Source organism: Trinickia fusca (genome assembly GCF_003628145.1).
GTDB classification, from domain to species: Bacteria; Pseudomonadota; Gammaproteobacteria; order Burkholderiales; family Burkholderiaceae; genus Trinickia; species Trinickia fusca.
The window spans coordinates 142,712-161,741 of record NZ_RBZV01000004.1 but is presented as its reverse complement, the minus strand read 5'-3'; the positions used below and the strand labels follow the sequence as shown (position 1 = coordinate 161,741).

General features: G+C 63.2%; 20 protein-coding genes. 3 read left to right on the top strand and 17 right to left on the bottom strand.

What is annotated here, in order from left to right; all coding sequences use genetic code 11:
• Positions 1 to 13: 13 nt before the first annotated feature.
• The 3 genes from D7S89_RS12700 to D7S89_RS12690 all read right to left on the bottom strand — a co-directional run bounded on the left by D7S89_RS12700 (position 14) and on the right by D7S89_RS12690 (position 2,456).
• The gene (locus D7S89_RS12700; protein ID WP_121278046.1) at positions 14 to 304 is read right to left on the bottom strand and encodes a hypothetical protein; all 291 of its coding nucleotides are present in this window, start codon (positions 302 to 304) and stop codon (positions 14 to 16) included.
• A gap of 132 nt (positions 305 to 436) precedes the next feature.
• Positions 437 to 1,747 (bottom strand): ATP-binding protein, encoded by a 1,311-nt coding sequence (locus D7S89_RS12695; RefSeq protein WP_183085177.1) that lies wholly within the window; start codon positions 1,745 to 1,747, stop codon positions 437 to 439.
• A 1-nt stretch (position 1,748) separates the two neighbouring features.
• The gene (locus D7S89_RS12690; protein WP_121278044.1) at positions 1,749 to 2,456 is read right to left on the bottom strand and encodes a response regulator; all 708 of its coding nucleotides are present in this window, start codon (positions 2,454 to 2,456) and stop codon (positions 1,749 to 1,751) included.
• Between the two features lie 289 nt (positions 2,457 to 2,745).
• On the opposite strand from D7S89_RS12690, the gene D7S89_RS12685 reads away from it, so the two are divergent.
• Positions 2,746 to 3,588, top strand: coding sequence for a MipA/OmpV family protein (locus D7S89_RS12685; protein WP_121278043.1), 843 nt, complete (start codon positions 2,746 to 2,748; stop codon positions 3,586 to 3,588).
• A 101-nt stretch (positions 3,589 to 3,689) separates the two neighbouring features.
• On the opposite strand, the gene D7S89_RS12680 is transcribed toward D7S89_RS12685, so the two are convergent.
• The 4 genes from D7S89_RS12680 to D7S89_RS12665 all read right to left on the bottom strand — a co-directional run bounded on the left by D7S89_RS12680 (position 3,690) and on the right by D7S89_RS12665 (position 5,837).
• A complete protein-coding gene (locus tag D7S89_RS12680; protein WP_121278042.1) occupies positions 3,690 to 3,980 on the bottom strand; it encodes a hypothetical protein in 291 nt (96 codons plus the stop codon).
• Positions 3,981 to 4,076: 96 nt separating this feature from the next.
• Positions 4,077 to 4,250, bottom strand: coding sequence for a DUF1289 domain-containing protein (locus tag D7S89_RS12675; RefSeq protein WP_121278041.1), 174 nt, complete (start codon positions 4,248 to 4,250; stop codon positions 4,077 to 4,079).
• A 3-nt stretch (positions 4,251 to 4,253) separates the two neighbouring features.
• Entirely contained in the window at positions 4,254 to 5,555 is a 1,302-nt protein-coding gene (dmeF, locus tag D7S89_RS12670; RefSeq protein ID WP_121278040.1) for a CDF family Co(II)/Ni(II) efflux transporter DmeF, read from the bottom strand.
• A gap of 9 nt (positions 5,556 to 5,564) precedes the next feature.
• The gene (locus tag D7S89_RS12665) at positions 5,565 to 5,837 is read right to left on the bottom strand and encodes a metal/formaldehyde-sensitive transcriptional repressor (RefSeq protein ID WP_121278039.1); all 273 of its coding nucleotides are present in this window, start codon (positions 5,835 to 5,837) and stop codon (positions 5,565 to 5,567) included.
• A gap of 221 nt (positions 5,838 to 6,058) precedes the next feature.
• Between D7S89_RS12665 and D7S89_RS12660 the strand changes: the two genes are divergently transcribed.
• Positions 6,059 to 6,922: a PTS sugar transporter subunit IIA gene (locus D7S89_RS12660; RefSeq protein WP_245982856.1), complete on the top strand. Its 864-nt coding sequence runs from the start codon at positions 6,059 to 6,061 to the stop codon at positions 6,920 to 6,922.
• 303 nt (positions 6,923 to 7,225) lie between these two features.
• On the top strand, positions 7,226 to 8,572 hold the full coding sequence (locus D7S89_RS12655) for a hypothetical protein (protein ID WP_220702144.1): 1,347 nt from the start codon (positions 7,226 to 7,228) through the stop codon (positions 8,570 to 8,572).
• On the opposite strand, the gene D7S89_RS12650 is transcribed toward D7S89_RS12655, so the two are convergent.
• Genes D7S89_RS12650 through D7S89_RS12605 form a run of 10 tightly spaced genes read right to left on the bottom strand, consistent with a single transcriptional unit; the run spans position 8,560 to position 18,886 of the window.
• Positions 8,560 to 8,988: a ParB N-terminal domain-containing protein gene (locus tag D7S89_RS12650; protein WP_121278037.1), complete on the bottom strand. Its 429-nt coding sequence runs from the start codon at positions 8,986 to 8,988 to the stop codon at positions 8,560 to 8,562. The genes D7S89_RS12655 and D7S89_RS12650 overlap by 13 nt on opposite strands.
• Positions 8,989 to 8,999: 11 nt before the next feature.
• Positions 9,000 to 10,001, bottom strand: coding sequence for an ABC transporter substrate-binding protein (locus D7S89_RS12645; RefSeq protein ID WP_121278036.1), 1,002 nt, complete (start codon positions 9,999 to 10,001; stop codon positions 9,000 to 9,002).
• Positions 9,988 to 10,902 (bottom strand): ABC transporter ATP-binding protein, encoded by a 915-nt coding sequence (locus tag D7S89_RS12640; protein ID WP_121278035.1) that lies wholly within the window; start codon positions 10,900 to 10,902, stop codon positions 9,988 to 9,990. The genes D7S89_RS12645 and D7S89_RS12640 overlap by 14 nt, the downstream gene beginning before the upstream one ends.
• Positions 10,899 to 11,966, bottom strand: a complete 1,068-nt coding sequence (locus D7S89_RS12635) for a FecCD family ABC transporter permease (RefSeq protein WP_245982854.1) — start codon at positions 11,964 to 11,966, stop codon at positions 10,899 to 10,901. Before D7S89_RS12635 ends, D7S89_RS12640 begins: the two co-directional genes overlap by 4 nt.
• Positions 11,963 to 12,970, bottom strand: a complete 1,008-nt coding sequence (locus D7S89_RS12630) for a FecCD family ABC transporter permease (RefSeq protein ID WP_121278033.1) — start codon at positions 12,968 to 12,970, stop codon at positions 11,963 to 11,965. Before D7S89_RS12630 ends, D7S89_RS12635 begins: the two co-directional genes overlap by 4 nt.
• Positions 12,967 to 14,343 (bottom strand): MATE family efflux transporter, encoded by a 1,377-nt coding sequence (locus D7S89_RS12625; protein ID WP_121278032.1) that lies wholly within the window; start codon positions 14,341 to 14,343, stop codon positions 12,967 to 12,969. Before D7S89_RS12625 ends, D7S89_RS12630 begins: the two co-directional genes overlap by 4 nt.
• Positions 14,340 to 15,377 (bottom strand): PLP-dependent cysteine synthase family protein, encoded by a 1,038-nt coding sequence (locus D7S89_RS12620; RefSeq protein WP_245982852.1) that lies wholly within the window; start codon positions 15,375 to 15,377, stop codon positions 14,340 to 14,342. Before D7S89_RS12620 ends, D7S89_RS12625 begins: the two co-directional genes overlap by 4 nt.
• A gap of 2 nt (positions 15,378 to 15,379) precedes the next feature.
• The gene (locus D7S89_RS12615; RefSeq protein ID WP_245982850.1) at positions 15,380 to 16,753 is read right to left on the bottom strand and encodes an alanine racemase; all 1,374 of its coding nucleotides are present in this window, start codon (positions 16,751 to 16,753) and stop codon (positions 15,380 to 15,382) included.
• Positions 16,754 to 16,758: 5 nt separating this feature from the next.
• The gene (locus D7S89_RS12610) at positions 16,759 to 17,802 is read right to left on the bottom strand and encodes an ornithine cyclodeaminase family protein (RefSeq protein ID WP_183085176.1); all 1,044 of its coding nucleotides are present in this window, start codon (positions 17,800 to 17,802) and stop codon (positions 16,759 to 16,761) included.
• 13 nt (positions 17,803 to 17,815) lie between these two features.
• Positions 17,816 to 18,886, bottom strand: coding sequence for a TauD/TfdA family dioxygenase (locus tag D7S89_RS12605; RefSeq protein ID WP_121278031.1), 1,071 nt, complete (start codon positions 18,884 to 18,886; stop codon positions 17,816 to 17,818).
• Positions 18,887 to 19,030 lie beyond the last annotated feature (144 nt).

Below are 19,030 nucleotides of genomic sequence, written 5' to 3'. Positions count from 1 at the left end.
GCGTACTAGACCCTCACGCAATCATCGAAAGACGACCATCATCTTTGTCATAGAAGACCCCGCAGCGGACGAGTTCGATGACTTGGGCTTCCGTAATGACCTTGGCGAGCGCCCTGCAATCTATGTCGAGCCAGATATAATTTTCCGCTGCGTCGGCGATCATCTCGTCCTCCGACGGCTGGATCGTGTTCAGCAGGATGAAAGCATGTAAGTCCGGTCGGCTACTCAGCTTGTATGTCACCCGGTCGAATTTCAGGAACTCATCTTGGAACTTCTCGAACATCTGGAACAGGTCGATTGCCATATTTTTCTCGCAAAGAGTGGTCTGATCGTACTGGCCGGGTTTTCAAAAAGTGCATCGTCCTGGGCTGGGGCTTTGCCCGTATATAAGTCTACATTCGCTTAGGAGACGGTTTCCTGGTTCGTTGCATGCCGGTTATTTCGGCATGCTCAGTATTAATCGTGCGCCGCCGAGCGGCGACGTGTCGATGGATACGATGCCTCCCTGCGCTTCGACGACAGTCTTGACAATCGACAGGCCGAGGCCAAAGCCGCCCGTTTCCCGCGTTCGGCTTTGATCAAGTCGATAGAAGGGCTCGAAGACATTCAAGCGTTCGGATTGCGGTATGCCGGGCCCGTCGTCGTCGACGACAATGGTCCAGGTTCCATGTTCTGCCGCTCGGGTACTGATCCGCATGCGTCCGTGGCCGTATTTCATGGCGTTCTTGACAAGATTCATCAGCATCCGCGCAGTCAGCCTTGGTTCCACCTGCACGACCTGAATCGTTGGATCGAGATCCAGCTCGCATTCGATGTGATCGCGCTGCATTTCTTCGGCGAACGATTCCACGGCGTCGTAGATCAGTTCGCGAACCGAAACCGATACTCGCGGACGGTTGGATGCAGCATGCTGGAGACTACCCAACGTCAGTAATTCATTGACCAGTTCATCGAGTTCCCGCAAGTCAGCCGCAATGCTGTCGATCCGATGTCCATTGGATTCCAATTCGGACTCTTTGCGAAGCAGCGCCAGCCCGAAGCCGATCCGCGAAATCGGCGTGCGCAACTCATGTGACACGGCATGAAGCAGCTCACGCTCGTAATTGACCATGCGTTGAACACGTTCAGCCATGCTGTTCCACTGTAGCGCGAGCTGCCGTACATGCGAGCGCTTACCTACCACCGCACGTTGCGTAAGCTCGCCGCTACCGAACTTTCGCGCGGCGTTGGTGAGTACTACAAGATCCCTCCACAAAACGCGTACCCATGTAAGCAACGGGAGCAACATGGTCAGGGCGAGCATGGGCCAACCGATGTAGCTCAGCATGCGCAGTGCACGTGGCTCCGCCAGTTGGCGAGCCTGGAGTACCGTTTTGCCGTCGGCGAGCAACAGATATTTTGTACAGTCCGGCACCGTGAATTTCGTGCAGTCCGGCATCGCGACGACTATCTGATGGTGGCGTAACTGGTTCTCCTGATCGCGATCGAGTTTCAGCGATGCGGCCGGCACCAAGGATATTGGCGTGGCCGTCAGCGCCCTCACGGATTGCATTCGATCCTCGCGCCCGGAGCTCGGGGCCGAGTTGAGCGCTTCGGCGATCAACTGCATTTCGCCTCTTGACGTTTCTCGGGCCTGCGCCGCAAAAGAATCCGAAAACGTGTATTCGAACGTCTTGTTTAGCGCGACGACAGCAATGGCCATGACAAGCGCCGCTGGCACGTAAAGCCGCAACAACATTTGAAGCATGTCAATCTTCCCACTCGGAAGGAGCAAACAAATAGCCTCGCCCCCATACAGTCTTGATACGTCGTGGTTCGGCTGCGGAGTCATCGAATTTTCTGCGCAGCTTCGAAATACCGACGTCAGTCGAACGGTCGATGCCGTCGAAGCCGATTCCTCGAAGCTTTTGCAAGATCGCGTCGCGACTCAGCACAACCCCCGGCGAGGACGCAAGTATGTTCAGAAGGTTGAGTTCGGTCGACGTCAGGTCCATCGGCTGATCGCGCCAAATCACCTTTCGGTCCTGCACGTAAATGGCAAGGCGGCCATAGCGCAGCGGATCGCGCTCGGCCGATGTGCTCATTGGCGTGGATTCCTTAGCGCGGCGCAGCAAGGCACGAATTCGCGCCAGCAATACGGGTGGGTCGACCGGCTTGACCACGTAATCGTCCGCGCCTATCTCCAAACCCAAGACCTGATCGTGTGATTCGCCGCGCGCCGTGAGGATCAGCACCGGCACGGACGAAAAAGTACGGATTCTCTTGCAAACGTCGACGCCATTGAGTCCCGGCAACATCACGTCGAGCACGACGAGGTCCGGTGTGTCGTTCTGTACACGCTCGACAGCGGTATTGCCGTCATTCGCGATGGTCACGTCAAAGCCGTAATGCCGGAGATACTCGGACATCAGCGTCGCGAGCTTCTCGTCGTCTTCGATCAAAAGGAGTCTTTGCATGGCACGTCTTTCCGCGTCCAGAATGGCGCATTTTAGGGGCAGGTGACGCTTGCAGGGTGGTCGGCGCCCCATCTGAATTCGCCCGGTTGTCACTTGAGACTAATGTAAGCGTTTCGATGCGCCCAACACCACTGGGATTTTGTTGGTGGTTTGTGAAAAAGTGTGTATACACATCAAGAGGAACAAGGCGATTCGTCGGGCGCGATGCGCCATCGAACGCGATACGCGTCACAGGTTTACACATATTCCCGCCAATCGTTCACAGACGCGCCTATCGCGTGTCCATACCATGCATCGTCTTTCAATCAACTCCAAGACGATGATGAACAAAAGGCATGCGGTGATTTTCGGTACGATCCTATTCATCTCAAGCGGCGCGCGCGCTGAAAGCGGACCTGTTGTAAATGGGCCGGAAAAAGCGGGGAACGGCTACGCTCTCAGCGTGGGTGTCGGCGGTGGCTACGGGCCGCGCTACATGGGAAGCAAGACTTATCAATTCGCGCCCGTCATACTTTTCGACGCGAAGGCCCCCTGGGGATTGTTCGCCAGTTCCTCGCGCGGGATCGGTTATGAACTGGCGTTGCCCTTCAATTTTTTCGCGAGTGCTGCGCTTAACTACGATGCGGGCCGTAAGGCCAGGAACACGCAATTTGGCCAAGGCTCCGATGCCCTGAAGGGGATGGGGGACATCAAAGGGGCTGTGCTTGCGAGCCTGACGACCGGCTACCGATTCGGCGAATGGGGTAGCGTTGATATGTCTGTCGATTTGCCATTGACGGCGCGTGAGCGGGGCATCACCTACCATTTGATGGCCGACGCAACCGTGCTCAATGCGCTCAACGACAAAATTGCGGTCAACGCGGCGGCCCATTTTGGCAGCGCAAAATATAACCAGACATTCTTTGGCGTGACGCCTGCGCAAAGCGCGCAATCCGGGTTTCCGGCGTATATGACCGGCGGTGGCCTATACGCCCTGGGTACCGGCGTCGAGTGGACTCACACGTTTTCGCGACACTGGTCCACGACGGTAGCTGGCCAGATCATGAGGTACACGGGCACGGCGTCACGCAGCCCAATCGTCAAGAGCAGATTCAACTATCAGGTGCAGGGCGCGGTGAATTACACGTTCTGAGGCATCGCGTTGGGTATAGGAGAGGTCTCGTGGGCAAAGCCTGGGGGGACGGATTGATAGCGATCAATCCGCCGGAGTGAAGCGGGAGCGGTCGGCCGAGCTTAGGCCTTACCGTCACCCGCCGCGAGACCTTGCCGCAGCAACTCGTCGAGCAAACCCGTCATACCCTCCGGATGAGCCGCCGCACGTTCCTTGAGCACGCTCACCAGCTCGCCATCGAGCTTGCACGCAAACGGCACGAGCCCTTTCGCTTGATCGAGCTTGCGCTGCTCGCGCCGGTCGAGCGGCACTTCAGTCGCGCCTTTGCCGAAGCGCTCGGAGCGCGTTTGCTTCATCGAGTGCGTCAGTTTCAATGCCTTGTTCTTTTCAAGGTCGGTTTTCTTCATTGCCATGCGACAGTGTCCTGCAGTTGGAATCGGGAAACCCGTATTGTACGCAGTGCGAGCGGGCCCCCGACGTGAAGCTCGATGCTACGAGCGTAGCGGCGACTAACGAACCAGCTTCGCTTGCCGCCTGAACTTGTCGTTGATGATCTGATGACGTCGATGGTCCGTCATCTTCTTCCAGTCCCGGATTTCATCGCGTGTACGAAAGCAACCGACGCAGAGCCCGGTCTTGCCATCGAAAGTGCACACGTCGACACACGGGGATTTGATTGCCATAGCTCAAGCCGCGACACGCGGAGCGTTCACTTCGACCGTCACATGCGACAGGTTCCTGAAGCGCTTGAGTGCCGCGTGATAGAAGCCAGGATGGCGCGCGGCGTCGTTGGTGATGACCGACACCACGGCGCTCATGTGCCCGGGGCCTACGCGCCAGACGTGCAGGTCGAGCACCTTGTCGCCGTTATCCTCGATGACGTGACGAACGTTGTCGGCCATGCGTCGATCCGAGCTCATATCGAGCAGAATGCCTCCCGTATCGCGCATCAATCCCCACGACCAGTTGGCGATCACGAGGGCGCCAATGACACCGGCCAGCGGGTCCATCCAGAGCCAGCCGAACGCGCGGGCCAGGACCAGGCCGATGATCGCCAGCACCGACACAGCGGCGTCGGCGATCACGTGAATGTAAGCCGAGCGGATGTTGTGATCGCGCGTCGCGGCAACATGCGCGTCTTCGTGGTCATGCGTGTGCTCTTCAAATTCAATTTCGTGCTCGCCGTCCGGCAAGCCGACGATGACCTTGAACGCGTGTGGCTCGGGGATGTCTTGTTTCGATTCCAGATAGCCGCCCCGGTCGGAAAACGCGAACGTTTGACGTGTTCCGTCGGGCCGAATCGTCGTGACGGAAACGGCATCGGCGGTGAGTTTGGAATTCGATGTCTCAGGCGCGATGCGGAACACCGGCGGTACGCCATCTTCGAATATCGACACGGCGAATACGCCAGCCGGGGCGAAGATGCGTCGTACTTCCTCATCGTGGGCGTGTTCCTCGTCATGGTCATGTCCATGTCCGTGACTATGCCCATGACCGTGACCGTGACCATGGCTGTGACCGTGATGATCGCCGCTCAGCAGCCATACGCTCGCGAGATTGACCAGCAGGCCGACCACGGCGATCGGAATGGCTTCGCCGAAGTGGATGGGCACAGGCGCCAGGAAGCGCGCAACGGCCTCGTATCCGATCAGTAGAGCAATCATCGCGAGCACGATGGCGCTGGTGAAGCCTGCGAGGTCCCCGAGCTTGCCGGTCCCGAAGACGAAGCGAGGGTCCGTCGCGTGCTTGCGCGCATACGTGTAAGCCAACGCGGCAATCAGCATCGCACCTGCGTGCGTCGACATGTGAAGGCCGTCGGCAACGAGTGCGAGGGAGCCAAAGAGGCTGCCACCGACGATCTCCGCCACCATCATCGCGCTGCACAGTGCGATGACCATCCACGTCCTGCGTTCGTTTTCTTCATGAGCCGCGCCCAGGAAGATATGGTCGTGTCCCGCCCCGAATGCGGCATCCTTGAAGTCGCTCATGTCTGGCTCTTACTTGAAATAGCTGTGGACGATCTCGATCAGCTGCTCGGTCGGGCTGCCGTGGTCGTGGTCGGTTTCCGCATCGACGAGATGCGTGCGGATGTGATCCTCGAGCACCACGGCGAGCAAGCCGTTCATCGCGCCCCGGCAGCTGGTCAGTTGCTGCAGTACCTCATTGCACCCGCGCTCGTCCTCGAGCGAACGTTCGATGGCCTCGATCTGCCCTTTGATGCGGCGAATCCGGTTGAGCAGTTTCTGTTTCTCGCGAATGGTGTGGCTCACTGTCGGCGGCCTTTTATATAGGGTAGGGGGGTATACTAACACGAGCTCGGCGCAACACCATTCGTCGATCGAAATGGGGTGAGGAACTCGTCCCTCCGCGCATCGCTTTCCGCAGGATTTACAGCATTTTTATTCCTGCCACGGTATACCTCGACTGGACCAATTCACATTGCGAAAGGGCGGCTGCCACGCGGGCGGTCAACCCAGTCGAGGCCTACAACATGAAGCACAAGCTGCCGAGCCTGCGGACATTCTTTGGACGGAATGCCGGTATGCCGCACCATCGCGCTCGTCCTGACTCAGACCGTAACGTCATGCTGCGCGTCACGCTCGATGCGCAGCATGCGACACCGCTGCGCCAGGCGTTGACCAGGGATTGTGGTGACCAGCCTTGGACCATGCGGGTAGAGCCCCTACATGGGACTGGGCGAGTGCGGCTGGCGCTCTATCTACCCAAGGCGGCCGTAGGCGACGCGATACAGCGGGTGACGGCGCTCGAGCCGTCGGCACAATTCGGGCACTTGCTCGAGGTGCCGAACGTACCGACCGACGGGTGGCAGGATTTGATGCAGCCGGTGCAAAGGGCGAAAGCGAACGGGCGTGACGGACACAGCAGTGGTCGGATGGTGGAAGACTCGCTTGCGAAATTGATCCCGCCGAGCCATGTATTGATAGGGCTGGAGGTCGCCAGCCGGCGCGCGCTGTTCGATGAAGTGGCGGTGCGCGTCGAGCGACTGGACGGCATACCGGCGAGCGCCGTGATTCGGGGGCTGGAGGAACGCGAAGCGATGGGTTCCACAGGGCTCGGCCAGGGCGTGGCCGTGCCGCACGGCCAGATCAAGGGGCTGCATCGCGTGATCGTCCTTTATGTTCGGCCTGTCACACCGATTTCGTTCGACTCACCGGATGGGCTGCCTGTAAGCGATGTGGTCGTCCTCTTCGTCCCGGAGTGGGCGAACACCACTCATCTGCATTTGCTGGCCGACGTGGCGCAGTGCTTCTGCGATCGGGATTTCCGCGAACGGCTCCACGCATGCCGTGATCCGCAGGCCGTTTGCCGGCTGTTCTCCGAATATCAGGCATAGCGGGATGTTCGCCCTCGCGCGAGTTGACCTGCGTCAACGATCCTAAGCGTTACGCCCCCCTTTCACTAGGTTCGGGGTTGGTGTGACCCTGCAGAACTACGGAACACCGCGTGCAATGCGCGGTGCCAACGTGCGATCTTCTTCATCGCGCAGTGGACGTACCGATCTTGCAGCACCTGCCGTCCAAGCTTTACCCCTTCCCCTGCGACAGTCGTTCAGCGCACTACCCTCGAGAAAAGCCTGTGCCGGCGCTAACGGCCTATGCGCCGGTACCGATCGATCATGGCCACATTGCGAGAAACCATGTCCTTCATTCGAACTTTTGCTTTGGTTGCTTCAACGGCAATTGGCGTGACCGCGTGCGGTCCTGGCGGTGCTTCGGCCGATGGATCGAGCTTGGCCAGCGCGCATGGCGCAGCAACGGCCTTGGGCGTATCGAATAGCGTCAAAGAGGCGGCGGCGTTGCCGCCCGGCGTCACGCTTCAAGACATCGATGGAGGGACCAGCTACTACGCCAAGTGGACCAATGCCTTTCCCTCCGGCGCGAACTTCTACCCTATCGGCGTCTTTCCCTCCGAAGCCACGCCGTCTTCGCTTGCCGCGATCGGCATCAACTTCTTCGCGCCGACGCGCGACGATAACGCCGGTGTTTGGGCGCCGGTCTGGAACAACCCGAACGGCAACGATATGACCGGCGTGTATGCCCAGCCCGGGTTCTACGCCGGCGGTGCGTTCTATACGCAGTCAGGGAGTACCCCCTGGGGGCCTCGTGCCGCATTCGACGTTTTCGGCGACGAGCTCGACGGTAACGGAACACAATTTTTCGAGCAGGTGCCCACGTCCATTTCATCTAACAACCAGAAGAACGAGTGGGGCGGCCTGACCGCAGCGGCGTTCCTGGGTGCCCTGAAAGCGTCGCGAGCCGCAGACCCGACGCGTCCCATCTATCTGCAGGTCACGACGAGTTTGATGGACGGCGGGATCAACGACCATTACAGCCTGGCGGACAAGCAGGCGATTTGCGCCTCGACGGACATTTTCAGCTTCGACATCTATCCGCTCGTATTCCGCGGCGGCTCGGTTTTCGATATGGCGGACCAGGTGAAGGAAGCGCGCGGATATTGCCGCAATGCCAAGGCGGTCTTCCCGTTCGTCGAAATGGACCATATGGACGGTGGCTCGATCGACCAGATTCCTATCTACCCGATGCCTGCCCAGACGGTGGCCGAGGTCTGGAATGCCGTCATCGCGGGCGCGCGGGGCGTTCAGTACTTCGATCAATTCGGCAACATCGACGAGCCCGCCTACGACGGCAACGGCCACTACGCCCCGGGCGCGATGTACAACGCGATCAAGACCGTCAATGGACAGCTGACGGAATTGGCGCCCGTGCTCAATGCGCCTTTCGCCAACGGCTACGTCACCACGACCGGCAACATGAGCGTCATGGCGAAGTACGGCAACGGCCACTTCACGATCTTCGCCATCCCCCACCATGCCGGTGCTCAAACGATCACGTTCAGCGTGGCGGGTGCGCCGGATACGACGGCGACCGTCCTGTACGAAAATCGCAGTGTCTCGATCAAGGGCGGCCAGTTCAACGATACGTTTGCCGATGAAAACACCGTGCATATCTATCAGGTGAACTGAACGACGTCATCGCCAACCCAAGCCACCAGTGCACGCAGATCGATGCTGCAATCCGGCAGCGGTCGAGGAAAGATGTGTCGGGTGGTCTTGGGCGGATAGAGCTCGCGTGAGCGCGAGCGCGCGATGATCTGGTCGCCGTCGACGCGAAAGCCGGGGCGTCGCGGCACCACGTCGACCTGCAGATAGTCGAGCAACAGGCACGGCACGCGCGGCAGTGACAAGCGCCGTGCCGCTGCCAGCCGGTGATGGCCGTCCATCACCGCAAGGCTGGCGCGCTCGAGCACGATGGGCGCGGTCCAGCGCCCGGTGTGCTGGATGCTTTCCAGCACCTCGAGCATGCGTGCTTCATCGTGTTCCTCATTGGGCAGGATATGGTCGGTGGCGATCAGCTCGATGCGCCAGATGTTGTGGTGCATGGCGATGTCCCTCAAAGGTCGACAAGCGGTTTGGAGTGGGAAAGACTCAGGTAGGACGATGCGATGGCATGCAGGTCGGGCGGCGCGAACCCATCCGGGTGAAGGTGGGCAGCCGCCTCGGCCAGTACGGCATGGCGGGCGATCGGACCGAACGATTCGATCCAGTGATCGCCCACTCGCACGATGCGCGCGCTGCGCACGGCCGACAGGTGCTGCCACACCGGGCTCCGCTCGAAGGCACGCGACGGTCCGTCGTCATAGACGAAGATCGTGTCGGGGTCGGCCAGCAGCAGCGCTTCGAGACTCATCTGGAATGCCGTGTTGTCGCGTTGTGCCGGGAGCGGGTTGTGACCCGCAACATTGATGGCGCCCAACGCGTTCAGCAGCGAGCACGTCATGTTCTCGTCGTAGAACGCCCAGGGCGCGGACCCGGCACCCCAGACGAACAGATAACGCGGCGCGCGGTGCGGCGTCACGCGCGCACGATACTGCGCCAGCACGCGGGCGAATCGACGGTTCAGATCGGCAGCCGCCTCAGCTTTGCCAAGCGCCGCGCCGACAAGCGCAATACCGTGGTCGCTGTCTTGCGAGGTCTCGAGATCGAGCGCGAGATAGGGGGCAATCCGCTGAAGCCGCCCCGCATTGGCTTCGGTGTAGCGGCGAATCGCGACGATCAGGTCGGGTTGGGCGCGCGCGAGCAGTTCGAGATTCGGGCTGGCGCGCTGGCCGAGATCCATCACGTCGTTCATCCGGTCGAGCAGATAGGCGGGCCGCCTGCCCCGCACGAGAAACGTCGAGGCAACCGGCTGCACGCCTAGCGCGAGGGCGGCATCGGCGCCGAAGTAGGAGATCGTCGCGAGCCGGCGCGGTGCGGCATCGAAGCGCAGTTCGGCGCCGCGATCGTCGGTCACACTGAATGCAGTCCGTGCGTGTGCACGTGCACGGGACTGCCACATCAGCGCGGACGAAAGCGACACGGATAACGCGAGCGCTCGCCGCTTACGGTCGATCATGGGACGTCCGCCTCGCGAGTGTCACCACGTTGCCGACCTTGCTTGCCACAGTGGATGCGTCGACGTCGTGGGTGTTGCGCATGCCCTGTACAGGGCGCATAGGGCGGACCGGGTTCGGCGTCGCCACTGGGCTGAGCGGGTGGCAAACGGGAAAGCCATCGCTTGCCCCTTGTAGCCGCTCGGTGCGCACCTGAAACACGTCGGCGACGAATTCGGGCGTCAGCACGTCGACGGGAACGCCATCGGCCACCAGCCGTCCATTGCGCATCACCAGTGCGCGATGGGCGTAGCGCATCGCCTGGTTCAGGTCATGGAGCGACATCACGAGCGTCAAGCCGAACGCCGCGTTGAGGTGATGCAGCGTCTGCATGACTTCGATTTGATGACCGAGGTCGAGATAGGTCGTCGGTTCGTCGAGCAACAGGATGTCGGCTTTTTGGGCGAGTGCCATCGCAATCCATACGCGCTGCCGCTCGCCGCCCGATAGGGCGATGAGCGGGCGATCGCGCATGGCGACGAGGTTCGTCACGTCGAGCGCCCATTCGACGGCCTCGCGATCTTCAAACGTCGTGCCCCGCAACGCCGCCCGATGGGCAAAGCGGCCATGACGGACGAGATCCTGCACCGACAAGCCGTCGGGTACGTCCTGCGTCTGCTTCAGGAAGGCGATGCGCCGCGCGAGTTTTTTGCGCGGCCAGTCCCGTAGCGGCACGCCGTCGAGCAGCGCCGAGCCTTGTTGCGGCGCGAGCAGGCCGGCGAGTGCGCGCAGCAGCGTGCTCTTGCCGCAGCCGTTGGGGCCGAGCAGCACGGTGATTCGGCCCGTTTCGATGGTGAGCGACAGGTCATCGACGATACGGCGCGAGCCATAGCCGAGCGAAAGTTCACGGGCAACGAGCGTCATGAGGAGCGTCGAGAGAGCAAATAGAGAAAGAGTGGCGCACCGAAGACGGCAGTGACCGCGCCTACCGGAATTTCAGCGGGCGCTATGACGACGCGCCCTGCCAGGTCCGCCAGCACGGTAATCAGCGAGCCGATCAGGACCGCGGCCGGCGCGGTACGCCCGAGCGATGCGCCGATCAGCAGGCGCGCCAGATGCGGTGCGATCAAGCCGACGAAGGCAATCGGCCCCGCGATCGCGACCGCGCAGGCGGCCGCAAAGCCCGCGTAGGCGATGGCAGCCAGGCGCCAGCGTTCGACATCGAGCCCCACGCTGGCGGCTGGATCGTCGCCGAGCGAAAGGACCTGCATCGCGGGCAGAATCAACGGCAGCAGGGCGAGCGTCGCGACTGTCCACGGCGCGAGCAGGCGCACGTGTTGCCAGTCGCGTGCATACAGATTCCCGGAGAGCCAGGTCAGCAATACTTCGATACGGCTCGACCCCCAGCCGGCGAGGATCGTCATCGCGATGGCGTACAGCGCTGCGCTGACGGCCACCCCCATCAGAACGAGCCGCAATGGCGACGTCCCGTCGCGCCACGCCAGCGCATAGACGGTGAGTGCCGCTCCAGCACCGCCGAGTTGCGCGACGAGCGGCATCCACGTGGTGTCGTACGAATCGAGCCGGCTGCTGTCGAGCGACCCGGCGAAGTTCGTGGCGAGCAGCAAGACCATGACACCGAGCATGGCGCCGGACGAAACGCCAATGACACTGGGTTCGGCGAGTGGATTGCGGAGCGCGGCCTGCAATACCAAGCCGCTCGCCGCGAGCTGCGCACCGATCATGAGCGCGAGCAGCACGCGCGGCATGCGCAAATCCCACAGGACAAAGGCGATGTCGTGAGCGGCATGACGGCGGGCAATCGCTTCGGCTGCGGCCCAGAGCGGAAAATCCGTTGCGCCGTACAGCAGGGCCAGCACGGTGGCAATGGCGAGCGCCCCCACCAGCCCTGCATACAGGCCGTATGCACGCACGGGCGTGCGACGCATAGGAACGTCAGGGGCGAATGTCTTCGGGCTACCCATCATGCCGGCGCTCCTATATCGCGGCGAATCATCGCGATCAACAGCGGCGTGGCGACCAATGCAGTCAGAAAGCCGACAGGCAGTTCGCGCGGCGCAGCCACCGTTCGCGCTACGAGGTCCGCTGCGGCAACGAGCAGGGCACCGGCAAGCGCTGCGATGGGTAACGTGCGCCGACAATCGGTGCCGAGCGCCAGCCGCGCCAGATGCGGCACGCACAGCCCGACGAAGCCGACCGGTCCGGCCATCGCGACGACCGATGCCGACAGCGCAACGGCGATGCCGCCCAATATCAGGCGCCAGCGCAACAAGTCGAGGCCCACGCTCTGCGCGGCGTCGTCGCCGAGCGCCAGCGTATTGAGCACGCGCGCGCCGGCGAATGCCGCAGCCAGACCCGCCGCGGTCCACGGCGCAACGGTGGCGACTTGCTGCCAGCCGACGCCCGCGAGCCCGCCAGCCAGCCAATAGAACAACGGTCCGGCCTGCGGCCCCGCCGCGATCATCAGCGACACGATTCCGGCGCTGCCGAGCGCAGCGACTGCCGTGCCGGCCAACGACAGCCGCAGCGGCGACAGCTGGGCGCGCCATGCGAGCGCAAACGTAAGTGCGGCGGCGCAGAGGCCGCCGCCGAGCGCGACGAACGGATAGGCTGCCGCGGGAACAGCGGGGCGAAGCACAGTGACGGCGACGACCGCGAATGCCGCGCCGCCGACCACGCCGGTGAGCGTCGGATCGGCGAGCGGGTTGCGCGTGATGCCCTGCATCAGCGCGCCCGCCGCCGCGAGGCTCGCGCCGACCAGCAACGCCGCAACGAAACGCGGCAGCCGCAACGTGGTGACGATCATGGCGGCGGGTGTGTCGCTGTCGCTGATGATGGCGTGCCGCGCAAAGCCGGGGCTCAGCGAGCGATTGCCCAGGCACAGGCTGGCGACGGCGACGATCACCAACGCGGCGACCAGTACAAGTACAAGCGCTAGGGCCGAACCTGCCGCACGCTGCCGCCCGTTCATGGCCGCTCTCCGGACACTTGTTTTGCCAAGACGCCGAGCCGGTACTCGAACTTGCGCAGCAACAGCAGGGCGGTCGCCGCGAGTCCGGTGGCGAGCCCGACCCAGATCCCATACAAGCCATAGCCGAACACGACGCCCGACGCCCAAGCGATGGGCAGACCGATCATCCAGTAGCCGACCAGCGAGATGCGAAACGAACTCTTGACGTCGCCGAGCCCGCGCAAGATGCCCACCCCGATGTTCTGGCTGCAATCGAAGATCTGCAGCAGCGCCGCAATCGCCAGCAATCCTGTTGCGAGTTGCAGCACGTCGGCGTTCGCGGCCGCGTCCTGCTCGAAGAAAGGCGACAGCACGCGCGCTGGGGCCGTCAGATACGGCAGCGCGACGAGGAGCATCGCGGCGATGCCGAGCGCAAGCCCGGTATAGCCCAGCCGCCGCGCCCCCCGATAGTCGTGACTGGCACACGCACGGCTGATGCTGATCGACGACGCGTGAGACAGCCCGACCGAGATCATGAACACGATGTAAATGACCTGATTGACGACCGTCTGCGCCGCGAGCGCTTTGGCGCCAAGCGTGCCGATCACGAGCGTGAGCACCGTGAAGAACGCCGCTTCGGAACCGTAGGTCGCGGCAATCGGCAGGCCCATCTTCCACGTGCGTGCGAGGGCGGCCGCATCGGCACGCCAAGCCGCAAGCGACAGATGTTGCGCGAGCCCCGCCCGCCTCGAAACAATGGCGAGAAACAGGCCGAACGAGATCAGGTACACGGCGCTCGTCGCGTAGGCGACACCGGTCAGCCCCAGCTTCGGCAGACCGAATCGGCCGAACATCAGCGCATAGTCGAGCAACGCGTTGACGACGATCGACACGAGCGTGATCGCGAGCAGCGGCCCCGGCTGCCTCAGTCCCACCGTGTATTGCCGCAACGACTGGAACCATAGGCACGGCAGCATGCCGGGCGCGGCTGCGGCGAGGTAGCACGCCGTTTGCCGCGCAATCGCGGGATCTTGGCCGAGCCACGCCAACGGCTTTTCGACGGCGAGCATCAGCAGGGCGAACACGAGGGCGGCGAGCGTCGACAAGGCAAAGCTCGCGCGCAGCAAACGTTGAATTTGCGCGTGATCGCTTTGCCCGTCGGCAAAAGCAACGAGATTGCCGGTGCCGGTGACGAGACCGGTGCCCATCGTGCGCATCTGGTTGAAGATCGTCAGCGCGAGACCGCCGGCGGCGATCTCGCGTGGGCCGAGCATCCCCATCATCACGACATCGGTGGTGGTGAGGGCGACCTGCGCGAGCTGCGTGAGGATCAGCGGCGCGGCGAGGGTGCCGATTTGCGTGGCATCGGACCAGAACTGTCGATGGAACGTCATACGGCGTTCGCGAAGATGGGATCGAGTTCGGGGGCGATCGTGTCGTCGAGCAGGTCGCGTTCGCGCATCCAGTCGTCGTCGAACACGCTGTCGAGATATTTCTCGCCGCCGTCGCAGACCAGCACGACGACGGTCGCGTTCGGCGGCAGTGTCGCGAACATCTTCAATGCGTGCCAGATCACGCCGCCCGCCGAGCCGCCCACCAGCAGCGCCTTCTTTCGCGCGATGTAACGCGCGGTATTGAACGCGGCCGCATCCGATACCTTGATGCCTTCGTCGAGCAAGGCGTAATCGACGAGCGCACCGATCTCGGCGCCGGGCGGCGTGCCGGTGCCCGACTGATAGTACGGGCCGCCGTCGCCGCCGAACGCGATCGAGCCGATCGGTTCAACGCCGATGACACGCGGTGCCGGGCCGGTTGCCCGCAGTTCGCGCGCCGTGCCGAACAGCGAGCCGCCCGTGCCGACCGCGCCGACGAGGTAGTCGATCTGCTCGCCAAGCACCTCGCGCAGCTCGCGCGCGACCATGCGATAGCCGTTGCCGTTCGCGGGATTGTTGTGCTGCTCGGTCCAGATGCTGTCCGGATCGTCGGCTGCCATCCGTTCGGCCAGCGCTTCGCGGTCTGCCGTCGCCAGCGCGTCGCCGTCGCAGACATAGACGAGTTCGGCACCGAATGCCTGCATCGCGCGCAGCTTGTCCTTCGACGCGTGCCGGTCCACGACGGCCGTGAAGCGATAGCCTCGTTCGGCCGAGAGCAGCGCGAGACCCATGCCCGTGTTGCCGGACGTCGACTCGATCACGCGTCCGGCTGACCGCAGGCTGCCGTCCTGCTCGGCTTCGTCGAGCATCTGGCGCGCCATGCGGATCTTGGCGCTGCCGGTCGGGTTCGTCGATTCGAGCTTCAGCAGAATGCGCGCACCGTTCGCACCGCGAATCAATTCGAAGAGCGGGGTGCGGCCGATCAGGTCCGACACCTTCGATACGATCGGCGGATGCATGACGGCGGATTGCTCACCTATGAAACGCATGTTCATTCTCAAGCTCCTGAAAAAGGGGAAATGCGGTCGATGCGCCAGCGTGGTCGATCGCCGGCGAGCGTGACGACGATCTTCGGCGGCAGCGGCAGCTCGTGGAACGGCGATTCGTTCGAATCCATCTGATAGCCCGCCGTGTTCGGATAGAGCAGCAGGTCGCCCGCGCGAGGACGTTGTGGGAAGGCCACCTTGCGCCAGGTCAGCATGTCGCTGTCGAGACAGCTGGCGCCGCCGATGCATGCGCGGTACGGTGTGCCTTGCGTGTCACGCACGGCAGGCAGCAGCTCGGGATCGGGCAGGAATTCGCTCGCGAACCATTGCTCCGAGACGCTGAAACTCGTGCCGTTGACGGTCGCGATGCCGTAGCCGTCGCGATCCTTCACGCCTTGTACGGCGAAAACCGTGAAGCCGGCCTGATCGAGCAGCGCGCGCCCAGGCTCGAGCATCAGTTGCAAGTCGTGCTCGTCGAGCAGGGCGGCCAGCGAGCGGGTTTCTCCGTCAGGCACGCCGCCGAGGATCGCATCGAGCATCGCGGCGCCAAAGGGTGCCTGGTAGTAGGGATAGAAGCCCTCGAACGTCTTGCCCGCGTGGTAGTCGTGCGGTTGATGGGTGGCCAGAAACGCCTGCCAGTCGGACTCGCGGACATACGACATCGCGAACCCGCCGCCGATGTCGATCATGCGCGGCGAGAGTCCGCGCGCGCGGGCCGCCACACAAGCACGCACTGCGCGTCCCGCCTGTGTGCAGCGTGCCTGCGCGCTATAGCCGGAAAGATGGAACGAGAGGCCTTCGAACCGAAGATGAGGTTGGTTCGATACACAGAACGCCAGAGCCGATTCGAGCGCGTCGTCCATCCAGCCGAAGCGGCTGCGCTTCTGGTCCGCTGGCTGCATGCGCAGCAGCACACGCGCCGCACGCCGCTGGTTGCGCGCCATGGCTGCCAGCCGGGCGAGTTCGTCAAGGCTGTCGACCGCGACGAGCGCATCGTGCATCACCGCGAGCATCAGCAGGTCGCTCGCTTTCGCGGGACCGGATACGCCGATGTCCGCGCCACGCACACCGGCCGCCAAGGCGTCGGCGAACTCGCCCGTGCTGGCTACGTCGACGCCGATGCCCGATTCGGCACACGCACGCACGAAGCAACGCGCCTTGTTCGCCTTCTTCGCGTAGAACGTGCGGCCGGCAATGCCGTGCTCGGCCAGCACCTGCTGAAAGGCTGCGACGTTGTCCGCGAACGGCTCGGGAAACACGAAGTGGAGCGGTGCGCTGAAACCGTCGGCGAGTTCGCGAATCAGCGTGTGATGGTCGTCGACGAATCGTCGCAGAGCAGGGTGCCATAGCGCGGGTAAGGACGGCGGCATGGTCGCTGTCGCCATGGCGCTCACCATAGCTCGACCTCCTGCCCGAGACCCTTGGCGCGCGCGGCTTCCGCGAGCGTCCGGCCGAGTGCGATGTCGGTCACGACCATGCCGCTGTTGTAGGCGAACACGATCTGTTCGGGCGAGCGGCGAGCGGGTTTGCGGCCGAGCAGGATGTCGGGCAGCTCGGCATCGATCGGCGGAAGCTGGCCGTGCGCATCGGCAAGATCGGTCCCGGTCACGCGCATTTGAGCTTCGCTCGTGGCGATTCGGTAGTCGGCACGATGGAGTGCCTCCGCGTCGATGCCATAGCCCACCAGCAGCGCGAGTGCGCCGGGTTTCAACGATTCGTATCGCACTGCTTCAGGCGCGCCCGCTCCCGCGACGCCGAGCACGATGTCGGCTTGCCGCGCGCTCGCATCGAGATCGGAGGACACCTCGATGTCGCGATGCGGATGGTGGCGCTTGAGGTTCTGCCGCACGGCGTGAATGCCCTCGTCGTGATGCCCGTGCAGGATCACGCGCTCGATCCCGGGCAAAGCAGTCAGCAGAAACGGGGCTGCCATGCGGCCCTGCGTGCCGGTCCCGACAATGAGCGCCGTGCGCGCATCCGGCGCAGCCTCGCGGGCGATCAGCGCCGACACCGCGGGCGTGCGCAGCGCACCCACGAGGCTAGCGTCCATCAGCGCGACGGGCAGCCCGGTGGCATCGTCGAACAGCAGCAGCGTGGTGTAGTACTTCTGCAGGTCGCGATGGTGGTCGGGGTCGTACTTGTATGACGTCTTGAAGCCGACGGTGCGGCGGCCGCCGTCGCGGCCCAGCATCGAATAGGCCACCGAATGCTTCTCGGGTGGCTCGCTCTTGAGCTTGCGCGGATTGTCCGATTCGCCGATGCCGAGTGCGACATACGCGTGCTCGATCGCGGCGAGCACCTCGGCCGGCGAGACGTCGATTTCGTCGAGCAACGGCTTGCCGAGCACGAGCAGACGCGACGGCTGATTGGCCAGAGCCGGCCGCACGGCGGCGAGCTCATTCACGGCGGATGCGTCGAAAGTCACTGCATTCATTCGTTGCCTCACATCACAGGATTTCGCGCGTGGACGGCGCTTGCCGGAACGGCAGCGTCTCGCGCAGGTTGACTTGAACGTTCACGCGGCGCAGCCAACGCTGGCGCGGACCATAGTTCGGGCGATAGACGGTGCGCCCGTGCACCGCGCGCTTGTTGTCGATCCACACCATGTCGCCGGGCTGCATCTCGACGGCGGTCTGCTGTGCGTAACACGCGTCGAACAGCCATCGCAGCGCGTGCTCGGCTTGCTCGTCGCCGGGCAGCGCACGCATGAACGCCTCGTCGATGCGTACCCACGGCTTGGCGCGCTGGCCGGCGAGGGCGGCAACGGGCTGTGGGCTTTCATGCATGAGACGAATCTGCTCGAACACGTGATCGTCGAGCCGCCATTGCGCGCTCACGTTCTGCTCGGGCAAATGGGACTTGTCGGGGAGGATCGTGAAACGCGGCGCCGATAGCACGCGCCACATCTCGTCCGGAATGTCGATTTCGTCGATGCCGCAGAAGATCGTCTGCGCGCGTTCGTCGTTGCGGTAGCAGAGCAGCGACAGGAAGTCCGCGCGATGCTCGTGAAACGCCTCCTCGTTGTGCCAGACCAGCGTCACGCTGCTGCCGCCGCCTAGTTGCTCGGCGCGATCTTTCTCGATCGGCACGATGTGGCGCAGGAAGCGTCCGTTCTCCTGCGTGCGCCAGCCGAACATATCGCCGAGCAGCGAGGTCATGAGGCACTGCATCGTCTCCTCGAGCAATGACGGCGGGCTGCGCCAAGGGGCGTCCCAATGCGAGGGCGACGGACCGATGCGCGCATCGTCGACGGGCATGCCGCGCAGCATCAGTACGCTGCACGGCAGTTCGAGTTGACGGTAGCGCTGGGCGAGCGCGCGCAGCGAGCGAGGCAGCTCTTGCGACGCGAGCGCGCAGTCGGTGGCGAAGTGGGTGCTTTCCACGCTGTCGTGAAGCGCGAGAAGCTCTTGTGCTGTGTCTGCCAGGCCGGCGATTTCGTCGTCGCGCAATTCATAGATCGCGAGCGACTTCGAAATGGGCTGCAGACCACATATATCGATGCCTTCAGCGAGATTCATACGTTTCCCTTGTGTAATGACGGGCGCCGTCACGCCGGCGGCGCAACGGATGACCCTCGGTCATGCCTGTTTTTGTGGGGAAACGACCAGCGCGCTCAGTGGCGCGTCTCTGAAGGCCGTGTTGTATGCGTCATGCGCTGGCGC

Bases quoted from the DNA above. Each gene is read 5' to 3' on its own strand.
- D7S89_RS12605 (WP_121278031.1), bottom strand. From the start codon at position 18,886: ATGAATCTCGCTGAAGGCATCGATATATGTGGTCTGCAGCCCATTTCG.
- D7S89_RS12680 (WP_121278042.1), bottom strand. From the start codon at position 3,980: ATGGCAATGAAGAAAACCGACCTTGAAAAGAACAAGGCATTGAAACTG.
- D7S89_RS12645 (WP_121278036.1), bottom strand. From the start codon at position 10,001: ATGATCGACCGTAAGCGGCGAGCGCTCGCGTTATCCGTGTCGCTTTCG.
- D7S89_RS12640 (WP_121278035.1), bottom strand. From the start codon at position 10,902: ATGACGCTCGTTGCCCGTGAACTTTCGCTCGGCTATGGCTCGCGCCGT.
- dmeF (WP_121278040.1), bottom strand. From the start codon at position 5,555: ATGAGCGACTTCAAGGATGCCGCATTCGGGGCGGGACACGACCATATC.
- D7S89_RS12675 (WP_121278041.1), bottom strand. From the start codon at position 4,250: ATGGCAATCAAATCCCCGTGTGTCGACGTGTGCACTTTCGATGGCAAG.
- D7S89_RS12650 (WP_121278037.1), bottom strand. From the start codon at position 8,988: ATGCACCACAACATCTGGCGCATCGAGCTGATCGCCACCGACCATATC.
- D7S89_RS12660 (WP_245982856.1), top strand. From the start codon at position 6,059: ATGAAGCACAAGCTGCCGAGCCTGCGGACATTCTTTGGACGGAATGCC.
- D7S89_RS12615 (WP_245982850.1), bottom strand. From the start codon at position 16,753: ATGGCGACAGCGACCATGCCGCCGTCCTTACCCGCGCTATGGCACCCT.
- D7S89_RS12685 (WP_121278043.1), top strand. From the start codon at position 2,746: ATGCATCGTCTTTCAATCAACTCCAAGACGATGATGAACAAAAGGCAT.
- D7S89_RS12625 (WP_121278032.1), bottom strand. From the start codon at position 14,343: ATGACGTTCCATCGACAGTTCTGGTCCGATGCCACGCAAATCGGCACC.
- D7S89_RS12695 (WP_183085177.1), bottom strand. From the start codon at position 1,747: ATGCTTCAAATGTTGTTGCGGCTTTACGTGCCAGCGGCGCTTGTCATG.
- D7S89_RS12635 (WP_245982854.1), bottom strand. From the start codon at position 11,966: ATGATGGGTAGCCCGAAGACATTCGCCCCTGACGTTCCTATGCGTCGC.
- D7S89_RS12630 (WP_121278033.1), bottom strand. From the start codon at position 12,970: ATGAACGGGCGGCAGCGTGCGGCAGGTTCGGCCCTAGCGCTTGTACTT.
- D7S89_RS12620 (WP_245982852.1), bottom strand. From the start codon at position 15,377: ATGAACATGCGTTTCATAGGTGAGCAATCCGCCGTCATGCATCCGCCG.
- D7S89_RS12700 (WP_121278046.1), bottom strand. From the start codon at position 304: ATGGCAATCGACCTGTTCCAGATGTTCGAGAAGTTCCAAGATGAGTTC.
- D7S89_RS12610 (WP_183085176.1), bottom strand. From the start codon at position 17,802: ATGAATGCAGTGACTTTCGACGCATCCGCCGTGAATGAGCTCGCCGCC.
- D7S89_RS12690 (WP_121278044.1), bottom strand. From the start codon at position 2,456: ATGCAAAGACTCCTTTTGATCGAAGACGACGAGAAGCTCGCGACGCTG.
- D7S89_RS12655 (WP_220702144.1), top strand. From the start codon at position 7,226: ATGTCCTTCATTCGAACTTTTGCTTTGGTTGCTTCAACGGCAATTGGC.